Source organism: Streptomyces wuyuanensis, from assembly GCF_900103455.1.
Classification (GTDB): domain Bacteria; phylum Actinomycetota; class Actinomycetes; order Streptomycetales; family Streptomycetaceae; genus Streptomyces; species Streptomyces wuyuanensis.
In genome coordinates this window covers 205,425-219,969 of record NZ_FNHI01000015.1, presented here as the reverse complement: position 1 = coordinate 219,969, position 14,545 = coordinate 205,425, and the positions used below count along the sequence as shown (strand labels likewise).

At 69.6% G+C, this 14,545-nt stretch carries 14 protein-coding genes and 1 pseudogene; 9 read left to right on the top strand and 6 right to left on the bottom strand.

The annotated features are described in order from the left end of the window. From BLT82_RS22745 to BLT82_RS22735, 3 genes are all read left to right on the top strand, one after another. Positions 1-299 (top strand): integrase core domain-containing protein (locus BLT82_RS22745; protein WP_143041518.1); only part of this gene is annotated, 299 nt, incomplete at its 5' end. 112 nt (positions 300-411) lie between these two features. After that, positions 412-762 carry a PRC-barrel domain-containing protein gene (locus BLT82_RS22740; RefSeq protein WP_093657741.1) on the top strand — a complete coding sequence of 117 codons (351 nt, stop codon included), beginning with the start codon at positions 412-414 and terminating at the stop codon, positions 760-762. Continuing rightward, the gene (locus tag BLT82_RS22735; protein ID WP_093657739.1) at positions 762-1,190 is read left to right on the top strand and encodes a PRC-barrel domain containing protein; all 429 of its coding nucleotides are present in this window, start codon (positions 762-764) and stop codon (positions 1,188-1,190) included. The genes BLT82_RS22740 and BLT82_RS22735 overlap by 1 nt, the downstream gene beginning before the upstream one ends. 52 nt (positions 1,191-1,242) lie before the next feature. Here BLT82_RS22735 and BLT82_RS22730 read toward each other — a convergent pair whose 3' ends face one another. The 4 genes and pseudogenes from BLT82_RS22730 to BLT82_RS22710 all read right to left on the bottom strand — a co-directional run. Beyond that, a complete protein-coding gene (locus BLT82_RS22730) occupies positions 1,243-2,352 on the bottom strand; it encodes an SPFH domain-containing protein (protein ID WP_093657736.1) in 1,110 nt (369 codons plus the stop codon). Positions 2,353-2,381: 29 nt separating this feature from the next. Beyond that, positions 2,382-2,819, bottom strand: coding sequence for an NfeD family protein (locus tag BLT82_RS22725; RefSeq protein ID WP_093657734.1), 438 nt, complete (start codon positions 2,817-2,819; stop codon positions 2,382-2,384). 747 nt (positions 2,820-3,566) lie between these two features. Beyond that, positions 3,567-4,895 (bottom strand): Na+/H+ antiporter NhaA, encoded by a 1,329-nt coding sequence (gene nhaA / locus BLT82_RS22715; protein ID WP_093657730.1) that lies wholly within the window; start codon positions 4,893-4,895, stop codon positions 3,567-3,569. 1,069 nt (positions 4,896-5,964) lie between these two features. Then, positions 5,965-6,306: pseudogene (locus BLT82_RS22710) on the bottom strand (tyrosine-type recombinase/integrase); the annotation flags it as partial. A 392-nt stretch (positions 6,307-6,698) separates the two neighbouring features. Here BLT82_RS22710 and BLT82_RS22705 point away from each other — a divergent pair. The 4 genes from BLT82_RS22705 (at position 6,699) to BLT82_RS22695 (ending at position 11,036) form a co-directional block, all read left to right on the top strand. Beyond that, positions 6,699-8,609, top strand: a complete 1,911-nt coding sequence (locus BLT82_RS22705; RefSeq protein ID WP_093657727.1) for a TerD family protein — start codon at positions 6,699-6,701, stop codon at positions 8,607-8,609. Positions 8,610-8,997: 388 nt separating this feature from the next. Beyond that, the gene (locus BLT82_RS37215) at positions 8,998-9,168 is read left to right on the top strand and encodes a hypothetical protein (protein ID WP_167746061.1); all 171 of its coding nucleotides are present in this window, start codon (positions 8,998-9,000) and stop codon (positions 9,166-9,168) included. Positions 9,169-9,546: 378 nt separating this feature from the next. Next, positions 9,547-10,365 carry a hypothetical protein gene (locus BLT82_RS22700; protein ID WP_093657725.1) on the top strand — a complete coding sequence of 273 codons (819 nt, stop codon included), beginning with the start codon at positions 9,547-9,549 and terminating at the stop codon, positions 10,363-10,365. Next, complete coding sequence (locus BLT82_RS22695) at positions 10,362-11,036, top strand: class F sortase (RefSeq protein ID WP_093657723.1); 675 nt, start codon at positions 10,362-10,364, stop codon at positions 11,034-11,036. Before BLT82_RS22700 ends, BLT82_RS22695 begins: the two co-directional genes overlap by 4 nt. Positions 11,037-11,313: 277 nt before the next feature. Here BLT82_RS22695 and BLT82_RS22690 read toward each other — a convergent pair whose 3' ends face one another. Next, complete coding sequence (locus BLT82_RS22690) at positions 11,314-12,285, bottom strand: FG-GAP repeat domain-containing protein (RefSeq protein ID WP_244292084.1); 972 nt, start codon at positions 12,283-12,285, stop codon at positions 11,314-11,316. 119 nt (positions 12,286-12,404) lie between these two features. On the opposite strand from BLT82_RS22690, the gene BLT82_RS22685 reads away from it, so the two are divergent. Continuing rightward, entirely contained in the window at positions 12,405-13,199 is a 795-nt protein-coding gene (locus BLT82_RS22685) for a hypothetical protein (protein WP_244292083.1), read from the top strand. Continuing rightward, positions 13,171-13,833: a Fic family protein gene (locus BLT82_RS22680; RefSeq protein ID WP_093657718.1), complete on the top strand. Its 663-nt coding sequence runs from the start codon at positions 13,171-13,173 to the stop codon at positions 13,831-13,833. Before BLT82_RS22685 ends, BLT82_RS22680 begins: the two co-directional genes overlap by 29 nt. Before the next feature lie 123 nt (positions 13,834-13,956). On the opposite strand, the gene BLT82_RS22675 is transcribed toward BLT82_RS22680, so the two are convergent. Beyond that, positions 13,957-14,502: a GNAT family N-acetyltransferase gene (locus BLT82_RS22675; RefSeq protein ID WP_093657716.1), complete on the bottom strand. Its 546-nt coding sequence runs from the start codon at positions 14,500-14,502 to the stop codon at positions 13,957-13,959. Between the last annotated feature and the right edge of the window lie 43 nt (positions 14,503-14,545).

Sequence of the window (14,545 nt, the reverse complement as noted above, 5' to 3'; positions counted from 1 at the left end):
AATACGTGTCAATTCGGTATACCGACCGGCTGTCCGACATCGGAGCATCGGCCTCGGTCGGCTCGGTCGCGGACAGCTATGACAACGCGATGGCCGAGGCGCTGAACGGCACTTTCAAGGCCGAGCTGATCGAGATGCAGGGCCCCTGGAAGGACGTCGACCAGGTCGAACGGGCGATCTTCCAGTGGATCACCTGGTACAACGAAGAACGCCTCCACTCCGCACTCGACTACGTACCGCCCGCCGAGTACGAGAAAGCCTTCTGGCAGAGCCAGGAGCAAACCCCGCAGTCCGCCTGAAACAAGATCACCGGACTCTACGAAACTCGGGGCAGCTCAGGGTCTGCTCTCGGGCCCGCTCAAGCGGGACCTGCTGTGGAACAAGGTGCACGCCCTGGGGCCGGACGCGATAATGATCCGCGACGAAAACGCCCTGGCCGACGACGAGGCGGCCAAGGAAGCCAAAGCGTCCGGCGGCGGCAACGTCATCGGCTCCCGGGTGATGACCGAGGGCGGCACCGACCTCGGCAAGATCGTCGACGTCATCATCGAGGCCGGGCGGAAACCGGCCGTGGCCGGATACGAAGTCGAATCCGCCGCCCAGGGCCGCCGGCACATCCTGCTGCCGGTGATCAAGCCCGTGGCCATCTCCGGCGAGATGGTCCTCGTGCCGGACGCGACCGGCGAGTTCACCGCGGGTGACCTGGCCGGGTTCCCCGAAGCCGCCCACGGCCTGCGCACCCGCCTCGAACAGGAGACGTGATGCTGTTCACCCAGGCCAAGGGCCGCAACGTCATCGCCCTGACCACCGCCGAATCCCTGGCCACCGTCACCGGGATCGCCATCGCCCCTGCACCCGCCCGCATCGCCGCGGTCCGGGTCAAGACCCGCGGCCCCGGCACTCAGGTGACCTGGAACGACGTGCACTCCTTCGGCCCCGACGCTGTCACTGTCCGCACACCCGACACAATCCAGGGCGACCAGGACACCACCGCCCCCACCGACAAGCACCACGACCCCATCGGCAAACGCCTCCTGACCGAAACCGGACAGAACCTGGGCAGCCTCGACGACATCGACTTCGACGAAACCACCGGCCACATCAAACGCCTGATCATGGCCGGCCAGGACATCCCCGGCGAACGCCTCCTGGGCGCCGGCACCTACGCCATCGCCGTCGCCGCCCCGTAGGACCCGGGGGCGTACTCCGCCGCCTCGCCGGCGACAGTCGTCGAGGGTCGGCTCAATCGCCGGACATCTGCCCCCGACCCGGCACCTGGGGCGTCCTCGCGGCCTCGGCCTCGGCCTTCGCGTCGCTCACTACAGCGGCGGCCTGCTTCGCGACCTCATCAGCAGCCGCAGCGGCGTCAAGCGAAAACGGCGAGCCTGCCTCCAGCTCCGCAGCCCCGCCTTCGTCCGACGCGCCTTCGGCATCGGTGGTGGTTGCCTCCACCGGTTGTGCAGATGCGGGAAGACCCATCGTCGACCGGTCGCCGAATGCGTGGGTGACGGCGCGAACGGCCTCCGTCAGCTCCCCCGGGATCACCCAGAACGTGTTGTTGTCGCTCTTCGCCAGATGCGGGAGCGTCTCGAGGTACTTGTAGGCCAGGATCTTCGGGTCGGCATTGTTGGTATGGACAGCCTGGAAGACGCGCTCCACCGCCTTCGCCTCGCCGTCCGCCCGCAAGATCATGGCCTGTTGCGTGCCCTGTGCTTCCAGGATGTCCTTCTGCTTCGTGCCCTCCGCGGTGAGGATCTTGGCTTGCCGCTCCCCTTCGGCGTGCAGGATGGCCGCGCGCTTGTCCCGCTCGGCCCGCATCTGCTTCTCCATCGCCTCTTTGATGGTGTGCGGTGGATCGATGGCCTTGATCTCGACGCGGTTGACCCGGATGCCCCACTTGCCGGTGGCGTCGTCGAGGACGGTGCGGAGCCGGGTGTTGATCTCCTCACGTGAGGTGAGCGTCTGCTCCAGGTCCATGGATCCGATGACGTTCCTCAGCGTGGTCACGGTGAGCTGATCGATCGCATGCAGGTAGTCAGCCACCTCGTAGGCCGCCGCCCGCGGGTCGGTGATCTGGTAGTAGAGCACGGTGTCGATGTTCACCACGAGGTTGTCCTCGGTGATCACCGGCTTGGGCTCAGACGAATACACCTGCTCGCGCACGTCGAGTTTGGTGTTGACACGGTCCGCCACCGGCACGACGAAGTTCAGGCCGGGTTGCAGCGTCCGGCGATACCGGCCGAACCGCTCGATGTTGTAGCGGCGCGCCTGCGGGACGATCCGCACCGTGGCAGCCACGAGGAAGACAACGACAATCGCCGCCACAAGAATCGGAATGACAACCGGATCCACAATTCCTCCGTCGGGACGTGTTCAGCCGTTCACGGAAGCAGTTCGCGGGGGTAGACGACGGCTGTAGCGCCTTCGATCTCCATGACATCCACCAGTGCTCCCACCGGGATCACCTGGCTTTCGTCGAGGGCACGGGCGGACCATTCCTCGCCGGAGATTTTGATCAGGCCGTGGGTCGCGGTGACCTCCTGCATGACCTCGGCCCGCTTGCCGATCAGCGCGTCGCTGCCCTCGTGTGTGAGGGGTGACTGCGCCATATGCCGCAGCGCGATCGGACGGACGAGGACGAGGCCTGCTGCCGCTGCCACTGCGAGCGCCACGAGCTGGCCGAGAAGGCCGATGCCCACACCAGCGACTACGGCGGCAACCAATGCAGCGCCCGCCAGCAACCCGAAGACCAGCGTCAGGGTGAAAAACTCCGCGACACCAAGCGCCGCGGCGGCGAGCAGCCACACGAACCACGCCATCGACTCAGCCTCCCTCAGGGGACCTGTCTACCAACCTACCCCCGATATTCGGACAGATGCGGACATGTCCGGCCCGGTTCATGGCAGCGCATCGCGTCGGACGAGGCGAGCAAGCTGCCGGAACCGCCCGGTCCGCGATCAGGACGCCTGGACGGCGACAAGGAGGTCCGACCCGCATTGCCGGTGTTGCTCGGCGCCTTCCGCCAGCCTGGCCGCCTGCTTGTCGTCCCCATAGCCGTCCGGTGCACCGCCGCCTGCACGGAGACGTCCGTCTGCCGCCGGGTCCGGCCTACCTGCGGCCGACGGGAGGAAGTGCCGCATGAGGCGGGCGGAGGTAACCGTGCCGACCAGCGTCACCGCTGCGCCGTCGCGTTCGATCACGGCGACCAGAGGACTGTGGGTCCAAGCCGTGAAAAACACTGCCTCCATCGACCGCGCATCCGGCCCGACGACCGGAGGCGGATACAGGCGCCGCGCAGCCCACTCGGCCACAGCGAGCCCGGTAAGCCACCCGGGCGAGCTCGCCGTCGTGCTGCTCGGCTACGACGTCGGCAAGTGCCGAGTCGGTGACGTGGCGGACAGAAGCTGCCGGATCAGCTGAGAGCCCGGCACGATGGCATACGGCTGGTCATCGGCATCGAGGACCAACAAGGCGGGCAGCGTGCTCGGCCAGCATCCGGGCCGCATCCATCGGCTCGTCGTCCGTGGTCACGAAGGGGTGGGGCTCGGCAAGATCACATGCACGCATCACGGGCCTCCTTCAGTCCCCGCCCCGGCACGGCTGTGCCCGGTGGTGGTCCGGTGGTAGATGTCGGGGATGCCGTCGGCGTCCTCGTCCCGCATCTCCTCCTCCCACAGGCGGCGGTAGATCGTGTTGCGCCGCTTGACCAGCAGCGCGGCCACCGCGGCGGCGAGGAGCGAGCCGAGCAGGACGGCGGCCTTGATGTGCTCGGCGTCCGCCGGATCGGGGAAGGCAAGCTCACCGATCAGCAGAGCGACGGTGAAACCGATGCCGGCCAGTACTGCGAGGGCAAGCACATCCGCCCATCCCAGATCCGGGTTCAGCCGTGCCCGGGTAAACCGCGCCGCCAGATAAGTGCCCGCGAAGATCCCCACCGTCTTGCCCACAACCAGACCGAGCACCACGCCCAGGGGCTCCGGACGAGTGAACACCTCGCCCAGCACCGGAGGCGACACGCTCACCCCAGCGGCGAACAGGGCGAACAACGGCACCGCCACACCGGCCGAGACCGGCCGCAGCAGATGCTCGGCCCGCTCCCCCGGCGACGCCTCCTCGTCCCCGTCGCGGCTGACGCGCAGGATCAGACCCATCGCCACGCCCGCCACCGTGGCATGCACGCCGCCGTTGTACATCAACGCCCAGATCACGACGCCGAGCGACACGTACCACCACCAGCCCCGCACGCGGTACCGCTGCAACAGATAGAAGACGACCAGCCCGACCAGCGCCCCAGCAAGCGCGAGCAGGTTCAGGTCGGCAGTGAAGAAGATCGCGATGACCAGGATCGCGCCCAGATCGTCGACGACGGCCAGGGTCAGCAGGAACGCCCGCAGGGCGGAGGGCAGGTGGGTGGAGAGCACCGCGAGGACGGCAAGCGCGAAGGCGATGTCGGTGGCCATCGGCACCGCCCACCCCGCCCCGCTGCCTCCGCCCAAGCCGGTGGTGGCCAGGTAGAGGGCGGCCGGTACGGCCATGCCGCACGCGGCGGCTACCACGGGTAGGGCTGCTGCGGCCGGGGTGCGCAGTTCGCCGACCACCAGTTCGCGTTTCAGCTCGATGCCTGCGACGAGGAAGAAGACGGCCAGCAGCCCGTCCGCGGTCCAGTGCTCCACCGACAGGTCCAGACCGAGCGCGGGGATCCCGAAGTGGAAGTCGCGGATCTGCTCGTACGCTCCGCTCCACGGGGTGTTCGCCCACACCAGTGCCACGACGGCTGCTGCCAGCAGCACCAGACCGCCGACGGTCTCCGTACGCAGCGCCCGGGCCACCTGCACCCGCTCTGGCCACGGCAGCAGGCCGAGAAAGACGGAACGCTCACGCGGTGCGGCACACATCCGGAGACACCTCCGGGGCATCGACGTGTGGGCACACGGGCCCCTTCGACGCCGACCAGACTTCCCGCCAGCACACTCCGCATCTCCTGACGCGTTCTTTACACCCTATCCGTTGAGGCCCTGCCCGGACCAGTGCGCCCCAGCAGTCTCGGCGGCAGGCGGCGGGCCGCGTTCAACGTGCCGGGCGACCGCGTCGACGCCGGGCGAATGTACCGCCTGGCCACCACCGGCCCGAGTGCCTGTGCACAGCCGGCCACCCTTTCCGTGCAGCCCGCACCGCGCGGCGACACCGGCCCGGGTTGACCGGCCTGGCCCCACGGATCGCCCGCATCACAGACGCCCGCCCCCTCACAACCAGAGGGCCCCGAACGGGCCGACCCGCAGTCCACCACAAGGCGACGATTGCCGCCTGCCCCCAGCAGGCCAGGGGCAGCACTCTCCAGCCAGCCGCGGCAACCGGCATGGTCGGGCCCCTCGACCCGTACAGGGTCCCGACGCGCGATCCTGGAGACATCATGTCAGCAGCGCCTGGCCGCAGAAGTCGCCGCCGTACGGCAACCGGAGGAACCTGCAGCCGCTCCAGGCGGAGCAGTTCCGGTTCCGATCAGAGCAAAGACGAGCTAGCCTGCCATCAGGCGGCTGACCTGCAGAAACGGCCACTGGCTCAACTCCCGGGCCAAGGGAGCAAGCCTGTCGCCCCTCCCAAAGCATCAGCGGTGCTCAACGGAACCGGGCTGGGCGACAGAGCTGCGTAGACACTCCTGCCGACTCTCGAAAGACCGTCTCCATACCCTCGGCTGGGAACCTGATGGGAACAGCAAGACAAAGAAGGCCCGAGAAGGATCGCGAAAGATCACTCCCCCGCCTTCGCTCATCAGGTCGCTGACCTGCGAAAACGGCGAATCATCAAGCCAGATCAGGCAAGACGAGTAACCTCATGATCATGCTCCTAAAGCGGGTGTCGCAGGTTCGAATCCTGCCGGGGGCACAACACGAAGGGCCAGTTCAGAGGAGCGATCTCCTCGAACTGGCCCTTTCGCATGATCGCGGCCGTGCCACGGACGTGCCACTACGCCCCCGCGCCACCCGGTCTCTCACGGATCATGGCTCCCAGCCGATCCGCAATGGCACGGTCCCGGTCGGCGGTCATGTGCTGATAGATCAGCGCAGCCCGCGCGGTGCTGTGACCCATGCGCGTCATCAACTCACGGGTACTGGCACCCGCCGCCGCCAGGGTGTTGCCCGTGTGCCGAAGATCGTGGAAGTGCACATCACCGGAGAGCCGTGCCCTTGTGCGCGCCTTGATCCAGTCGTCGCGGAAGTTGCTGCGCCGGAGTCGGCCACCCTGGGGCCCGAGGAAGACGTGACCGTCGCTGCCGGCCCCCGCGTAGCGCGCCAGGTGTTCGGTCACGTCGGCCAGGTGCAGCTTGGTGCTCAGGCCACCGCGCGAGCGTCCGAGTCCGTGGCCGTCCGGCTCGGCGGCGTGGCCAGCGGGCGGCGAGGTGGCTGATGGTGCACAGTTCGGTGGCAATGGCGACCGGCAGGTTGCTGTCGGCGTTGGTCCCGTGACCCCGGTAGACGTGCCGCTACTCCTCCACTTGGCGCACGGAACCACGCGGCTGCGGCGGCCCTTGGGGTCCTCGCCCTGCAACGAGCCCCTACGGCGCCGAGTCTGCTGACGGACGCCTGCAACTCCCAGGACGATCGACGCCTTCTCCAACGACCACCGCCACTACCGTCCGGATAAGGAGAAATCGTCATACAGGTTGAAGGAAAGCTGCAAATCCCATCATCCTTGCCACCATGAGTCTCGCCTCCACCTCATTGAACGTGCCCTCCTTGGGCGACTACGCCTACGACTGGGCCCTAGTCGATGTGGAGACGTCGGGGCTCATGGCGCGGCGAGACCGCGTACTGTCCGTGGCAGTGATCACGATCGGCCCGGACGGCGAGCAGACCGGGGAGTTCTCGACGCTGCTCAATCCGGGGTGCGATCCGGGGCCGGTGGAGGTGCACGGGCTGACCGTCGAGCGACTGCACGGGGCGCCGACATTCGACCAGGTCGCAGGGCGGATCGGAGCAATGCTCCAGGACCGTGTTCTGGTCGCCCACCACGCCCAGTTCGACTACGACTTCCTGGCCCACGAGTTCGCCCGTGCGCGTATGTGGCTGCCTGTGTCGCAGCGGCTTTGCACGCTGGCCCTGAATCGCCAGGTGGATCCGCCGACCGACGACATGAAGCTCGGTACCCTCGCCGCTCATTACGGCGTCCCCCAGCAGCGTGCTCACGATGCACTGGACGACACCCGTGTGCTGGCCGGGATCCTGCGGGCATCACTGCGCGAGGCAGCGCGGCTGGATCTGCCCCTACCGCTGGTCACCTGCCCGCCCCGGGCGGAGTCCCAGTTCACGCCGAATCCGCCGAAGACTCCCTGCGCGTACCGCAATCCCGGACGGCTGGTTCCCGGCGGACCTCTCCAGCAGGGAATGAAGGTCGCGATCACCGGTGAGACCGCCCACGCCCGAGCGGAGCTGGTCGGCCGGGCAGTTGCCACCGGGCTGAACATGATGACCTCCGTAAGCCGGCACACCAGCCTGCTGGTCACGAATGAACCGGGGTCCGCTTCAGCGAAGGCCCGGCGTGCGCTCGCCGAAGGTGTGCCCGTCGTCGACGAGCACACCTTCCTACGGCTGTTGGCCGACGTACGGCCGGGCACAGTGCACGAGGCGACGGCCGTCGCTGTCGTCCCGGTGGCTGAGCCGGAAGCAGAACCAGTCGTCGGCCCCGTGGAGCCGGTGCCGACCGCAACCTCTGCCGCACCCGTTCCGCAAGCATCGGCCCCCCCTACGGCCGCCCCCGTCGTGCCAGTACCGGCTCCGCGCCAACCGAGTTCCTCCGTCGGCATCTTGGACAAGCCCCTGGCGGGACGCCGCGTGCTGGTGCTCGGTGGTACCCACGCCGATGCGGCGGCGACTCGTACCCAGATCGTCGGACTGGGCGGGTCCGCGGCGATCAACCTGTCCGCCAGTGTCACCGACGTCGTGCTCCTGCCGGGAGGGGAGGGAGACCGGCGGATGAGCCGCATCACCGCCCTCGGACTCCCCGTGCACGACGTTCAATGGCTCACAGCTCCGACCGCCGCCTCTCCGGTCGAGACGGCTCTCCGGCTTCAGCAGCCGTACGTAATGCCGCGGGGCGGGGTCATCGACCTGCCCATGCCGCACGGCAGTCCAGCACCCGAGTGGTACGTCACCGCCGGCTGGGCCCCGCAGTCGGGCTACGAGATCGACGTCGTCGCCTTCCTCCTCGACGAGGACGAACAGGTCGCCTACGACGGGGACTTCGTCTTCTACGGAGCTCCGGAGAGCCCGGCCGGCACTGTACGGCTGCTGACCGGCGGCCCGGCCGAGCAAACCATCGCCCTCGACCTGGCTTCCCTGCCGCCCGCGACGCGGAAGGTCGTCATCGCCGCCGCCATCGACGGCGCCACCACGTTCGGGACGGTCGGAGCGATCCAGATCGGCGTGGCTGCCGGCAGCAGCGGGGCCCCGCTTGCCAGGGCCACCCTGGATGCCGCCACGACCGAGCGCACCATGCTGCTCGCCGAGATCTACCGCAGGGGTCCGGTCTGGCGCCTACGCGCCGTCGGCCAGGGCTACGATCACGGCCTCGATGTCCTGGTACGCGGATACGGGGTCGACATCGCCGACTGAACGACGGCGCCAGGCGCAAAGGTCTGCGCCCCAGGGGTGGGGCACGCCAGATGGCGTGGTGCTGCCGACAGCCTCGCAGCGGCCGGTACGAGCGTCGCCTCCGATCCGGCCAGAGCCCACGGAGCAGGTGATGCCCACGAGAGAGAGGAGGGTGCGCGGTCGGCTCTGGCAGGTCATCCGCCGGCCATCGTCGAAGCCCGACCGTCGGTTGGGTCCCGGACGACTCTCCGGGCCGCCCCCCAGACAGGCCGGGGATGCAACCATTCCCTTCAGAGCTGGAACCCTCGTAGCAGATCGCGCACTTGAGACACCGACATCCAGGGCCGGCATCAACGGCCCCCCGGTCGCAGTGGGGCGTCGCTGTACGGTGCCTGCCGAGGGGGTCACCGTGCTTGATCAGAACTGGGATGACGACACCGACTACAGGTCGGCCGTGCGACGCACGCGGATCACGACGGCGATCGCCCTGGTCGTCGTCCTCCTGGTGATCGGGATCGGCGTCGTCGCCGTCCTCGGTGTGTCGCTGTTCCTGGACGTGGTGGAGATGCTCAGCCGGTAGGCGTGCCACTGGCGATGACACCGGCCGCTACGGCCCTGGCTTCCGTTGTGGTGTGCGGGGAGCGCGGAGATCGTGCCGCCGGCTTTGAACACCCCCGGTTCCTCCTCCGTTTCATAGGTAACTGCGTTTCAGCTGCAACGAGGAAGGGCGACCCATGCCTGGTTCCGCCCGGCCGGACGACTCCGATGTCGGGTACCGGCCGTCGTGGGAGCGGTTGTCGACGGCGTACCCGCCGACGGCGCGTCCCTTCCTCACCGCTGCGCTGCAGGCAGGGGGAGGCAGATGCTCGGGACGGCGGTCCGCGGATCGCTCGGGCATGACCAGGAATCCGTACGACATGCGGCTTTCCCGTCCGGGGGCTGCGGAACAGGAACGAACGTGATGTCCAAGCGAACCGGCCGGCTCGCGGTGCTCGCCGCACTTCCCGCTGCCCTCCTGACCACGTGTGCCGCGTCGACGGCGTTCGCCGCGGAGAACCCGGCGTTCCAGATCGACCTGGAGCAGCTGAACGACTCCGGATCTCGCGGGACGGCCATGCTGAGCCTTCGCGGCAGGGAACTGACCGTGTGGATCAAGTCGGAAGGCATGGTCCCAGGGCAGCCCTCGGCTCAGCACCTGCACGGATCGACCGACGGGCACGACTTCCACTGCCCGGACGCCAGCGACGACGCCGACGGCGACGGGATCCTCAACAACACCGAAGCCACGAAGGACTACGGCGACATCAACATCTCCCTGACCACGGAGGGGGACACGGACGCGGGCAGCGGCCTGGCCGTCGACCGGATGCCGGTGGCTGACAAGGAGGGCAAGATCACGTACAAGCGGACCATCACGGTCTCGCAGGACGTGGTCGACAACATCAAGGACCTGCACATCGTGCAGCACGGCATCGACCGCAACGACAACGACAAGTACGACGTCGAGGGCGCGGGCAAGAGCGAACTCGACCCGAAGCTCCCCCAGGAGGCGACCGCCCCGACCAACTGCGGAGTGGTCAAGGGCGCGGCGGTCGGGTCCATACCTGTCGGCGGGATCGAGACCGGCAGCGGGCCGGGCGCTGCCGGGCTCTCGCCGGGTTCGGTGGCCGGCGGCGCCGTCGTGGCCACGGTGACCGCGGCCGGTGCGCTGGTCGTCGTCCGCCGCCGGGCGGCGTCCGGGTCCGCAGCGGCGGCGAGGACGGAGGGTGCCGCATGAACCGCGCACCCGGCACCGGCACCGGAGCTGGGCCCGGCGCCCTGCGCGCCGCCGTGTCCGTGATCGCCCTCGCGGCGGCCCTGCTGCTCACGTCCTGCGGCGCCCAGGACACGGCGGCACCGCCGGCGGGCTCGGGCGGCCAGGGAGCGGCCCAGGGTTCGGCCGGTGGTCAGGAGCCGGCGGCGGGCGACGACGCCGGCCAGGGCGGCGCCGCGCTTCCCCGGTCCGCGCCGCGGGTCGTCTCCATTCCGTCCCTCGGAGTGCAGAGCGAGCTGGAGACGCTCGGCCAGAACAAGGACGGGACGATGACGACTCCGAAGAACCCCGATCTCGCGGGCTGGTACGAACCGGGCCCCACCCCGGGCTCCCAGGGGCCGGCGGTGATCGCCGGACATGTGACCTGGAACGGCAAGGCCGCGGTCTTCGAGAAGCTGAAGACGCTGAAGGCGGGCGACACGATCAAGGTGACGCGCGAGGACGGGAAGACGGCCGAGTTCGCGGTGGACCGCATCGCGGAGTACCCGAAGAAGGAGTTCCCCACCCTGGAGGTCTACAAGAACCTCGATCACGCGGGTCTGCGGCTGGTCACCTGCGGCGGCGAGTTCGACGCGGACCGCCACTACTACCCCAACAACGTCGTGGTGTTCGCCAAGATGGTCGGGGCCGCGTAGGGGCTTCGCGGGTCGCGGCCCTCCGACCGGACCGGGCCGGGACGTCACCGGCCGTGGGCATCGAGTGCGCAGCCCGTGGGGCCTGTGCGAAGGCTCCCGAGAACGCACCGGTGCCCACGGCCGCCGCGATCCGTTCGAGGCAGGGACGGTCTCGTCGATCTCGTAGACGTTGTCGCCCGCCGGGGCGTCGCCCTGCGAGGCGGGCGCGGGAGGCCCGCGGGGTACGGCGGGCGGGCGCCGTACCCCGGGTGGCTTCGGGCCGCCGGGCCGCCGGATGTCAGATCAGGTTGTAGATGTTGTAGCCCCAGCCGATCTTGACCGGCTTGCCGAGCGGGCGGATCGCGTCGCCCGTGCCGGAGTAGCGGTACAGGTCGCCGGTCTTCGTGCGGGCGACGATGTCGGTCCTGCCGTCGGCGTCGAGGTCGCCGACGGACAGCACGCGGTTGTGCGTGTTCCAGCCGGCGCCGACCTTGGCGCGGGCCTCGAACGGCGCCCTGTAGTCGCCGGTGCCCTTGTAGAGCCAGAGGTCGCCCGCCGTGTCACGGGCGACGACGTCCGCCTTGCCGTCGCCGGACAGGTCTCCCTGGCCGGTGATCTCGGTGTACTGGCTCCAGCCGCCGCCGATGCGCACGCGCTGATCGACCCGGCCGTCGGCGTGGCCCACGTAGACCCACATCACGCCGGACTTGTCCACGGCCATCAGGTCGGCGTCCTGCGAACCTCCGAGGTGCCCGGGAGACAGGACCTTGTTGTAGATCGTCCAGCCCTTGCCGATGTCCTTGGTGTGCACCTCGAAGCCCTCGGACCAGGTGTAACTCAGCAGGCCGTCCTTGTGGACGTTCCAGGTGCCGTCGCCGTAACCGTCCTTGTCGTTGTCGACCCTGACGACGGCGGCGGAGAAGTCGAAGCCGACCCCGACGTCGTAACGGGGCTCGAAGCCGCCCTGCCGGTCCGGGAAGTACAGGTACAGATTCCCGGTCTTCTTGTCGACGGCCGTCATGGCGAAGGTGGGCGTCGCCACCTGCCCGGGCTCCGCGGCTCGCGGGCCGGCGAGCCGCGGAGCCTTGGCCCGCTGCTGCGCTTCCGCTTCGGCTCGCGCCCTGTCCGCCCCGGCCGGGTCCTCGGCGGCGGTGGCGGTGCCGGCCGTGGCGGCCATCGCGGCGGCGATCACGGCGGTCGCGACGGCTCGGCTCAGCGTCCGGCCGCGCTTCACGAAGGTCATCTGGAATCCCCCTGCTGTCCTGCTCATCGGCATGCCCTCCCCGGCGATGCCCTGGGTCCCCAGAACTCTCTCACAGGTGCTTCACACACTCCGACGGGGTTTTCCGGGCCGAAATCGAGACGCGGCAGGGCCAACAGCACGGCAGAATGGCCCAGTTGTCCGGATGCCGTCCACGTTGGGAGTACGCCACGTCCCTCGACACATCGCCCCACGCCCTCACCTGGGCCGAACTCGACCCGGCGCACCACCCGTTCGTCTGGGACGACGACGAGGAGACCCGCGTCAGCGCGCTGATCAAGGCATGCGTGCCTCCGGTGCGGTCAGGCTACGAAGGCCGGTGGGCGGGCGAGCTCCGGTGCGTGGGCCAGGTGACGGCCCTGTTCTCCGAGCGGTACGGGTCGTGGGCGCAGTACTGGAACTGGAGCCCCGGGGAGGGCGACCGCGACGGAGGCGTCGTCGGCGTCTGGTGCTGCGGGCCGCACTCCGTCACCACCCCGGACGAGACCACGGCCCGCGTCGTGGCCGCGCTGCTGGAGTGGCGGGACTGGCTGGAGGAGCTCGCCGAGCGCTTCGCCGAGTTGGCACCGCCGCCCGACGCGACCCCCGAGCGGCGCAGCCGGCACCTGGAGAGGGCCGCGGTGCGACTGGTGACGCGGGTACTGGACCGTACCGGCGCCGAGAGCGGCTGGTACGGAATGTGCTTCCTGGTGCTGGAGTGGTTCCTCACGTCCAACGGCATGGGCCGCGCAGAGGCCCGGGCGACCGTCGACGACGTGATCGGCGGACGTTTCGCCAGCTGGGTCACGCCGCGCCCCGCGGTCATCGACTCCGTCGGCGAGACTCTGGCGGTCCGGCTGACGGGGCGGCTGCCGTACCGCGACCACAGGGAGCACGACGACCTCGAGGAGCGCCATGAGGGCGGCCGGCGCGACCGTCGCTGAAGACGGCGCTGACGCACTGGCCGTCTGGTGCGGCGTCAGACGGCAGGTCGACTGGGAGCGGCTCGACTCCGGCGTGGTCGCGGGACCGGTCACCCCCGCCGTCGACGGCTTCACGGCCTGGTGCGGCGGACCGGTCAGCCGGCGCGACCCCGCCCGCGCGCAGCGGCTGCTGTCCGCGTACGCGGCCGTCCGCGCCGACGCCGCGTGCGGCAGTCCTCTCACCTTCGGCGTACTGTCCCGCTGGCAGCAGTCCGTGCTCGGGACGAGCGAGGCGGTGCCGTTCCGCACGGGAGACGCCTACGCGAAGGGCGGTCGCGAGCGGTACGGCCTGACGCACAGCACCGAGGCCGACTTCGCCCGCTGCCTCCACGACTGCGCCGACCGCGCGGTACCGCTCGTCGCCCGCGCCGCACGGGTGTACCTGGACGTGGCCTTCTTCCACCCCTTCGACGACGGCAACGCCCGCTCCGCCCTGCTGGCCCTCGTGTTCGTGCTGGCCCGCGAAGGCGTCGCACTGGACGAGGTGGGCCCTCTGCGGACCACGCGCCACGCGGACGATCCGGCCGGCGCCGAGGATCTGGTGCGCTTGGTCGCGCTCCTCGTCCGAGCGTCGGCACGGCGGTCCGGGCGCTGACGTTCCGGTCACGTACGGCACCTCTCACCGCCGCGTCCGTCACCTGTCACCTGTCACCCGTCACCCGTCACCCGTCACCCGTCACCCGTCACCCGTCACCCGGGACGATCCCGGCCGGCGGTCCTACGGTGCCGGGCGGTGCAGACGCCAGACCACCTCGACCCCCACCTCGCCCGGAGTGGTCGGCCCGTCGGGGAGCGGCTCGCGTGCGATCTCCGTGAAGCCCAGTCGGCGCGGAATCGCCTCGCTCGCGTGGTTGGCCTCGTCGTGGCGGATCTCGATGCGGACGATCCCCGGCAGCGCGAAGCCCTGACGGACCAGTGCCGTGACGGCCATCGCGGCCAGGCCGCGGCCCGTCCACGCGGGGTGCAGCCAGTAGCCGATGTCCAGGCCGCCCGGGCCGATCCGGGGCATCAGGCCGCAGCCGCCGACGAGCGACCCGTCGGTCGTGATCGCGTACTCGTACGCCTCGCCCGCGTCCCACTGCTTTTCGGCGCGGTGCAGGAAGTCCACCGTCTCCTGGCGTCCCTCGTACTCGGCCCAGGGCATCCATGGCAGGAGGTGGGGGCGGGCCTCGACGAACGCCCGGTCCAGTGCCTCGACGTCGCCCACTCGCCATCGGCGCAGCACGGCCTTCTCGTGGTGGAGCGTCTCCGCGGGGAATCCCATGCGCGGGATGCTGCCTCAGCCCCGGGCCGGCCGCCAGCGCTTT

Bases quoted from the DNA above. Each gene is read 5' to 3' on its own strand.
- BLT82_RS22740 (WP_093657741.1), top strand. From the start codon at position 412: ATGATCCGCGACGAAAACGCCCTGGCCGACGACGAGGCGGCCAAGGAA.
- BLT82_RS22735 (WP_093657739.1), top strand. From the start codon at position 762: ATGCTGTTCACCCAGGCCAAGGGCCGCAACGTCATCGCCCTGACCACC.
- BLT82_RS22725 (WP_093657734.1), bottom strand. From the start codon at position 2,819: ATGGCGTGGTTCGTGTGGCTGCTCGCCGCCGCGGCGCTTGGTGTCGCG.
- nhaA (WP_093657730.1), bottom strand. From the start codon at position 4,895: ATGTGTGCCGCACCGCGTGAGCGTTCCGTCTTTCTCGGCCTGCTGCCG.
- BLT82_RS22705 (WP_093657727.1), top strand. From the start codon at position 6,699: ATGAGTCTCGCCTCCACCTCATTGAACGTGCCCTCCTTGGGCGACTAC.
- BLT82_RS22695 (WP_093657723.1), top strand. From the start codon at position 10,362: ATGAACCGCGCACCCGGCACCGGCACCGGAGCTGGGCCCGGCGCCCTG.
- BLT82_RS22690 (WP_244292084.1), bottom strand. From the start codon at position 12,285: ATGAGCAGGACAGCAGGGGGATTCCAGATGACCTTCGTGAAGCGCGGC.
- BLT82_RS22685 (WP_244292083.1), top strand. From the start codon at position 12,405: ATGGCCCAGTTGTCCGGATGCCGTCCACGTTGGGAGTACGCCACGTCC.
- BLT82_RS22680 (WP_093657718.1), top strand. From the start codon at position 13,171: ATGAGGGCGGCCGGCGCGACCGTCGCTGAAGACGGCGCTGACGCACTG.
- BLT82_RS22675 (WP_093657716.1), bottom strand. From the start codon at position 14,502: ATGGGATTCCCCGCGGAGACGCTCCACCACGAGAAGGCCGTGCTGCGC.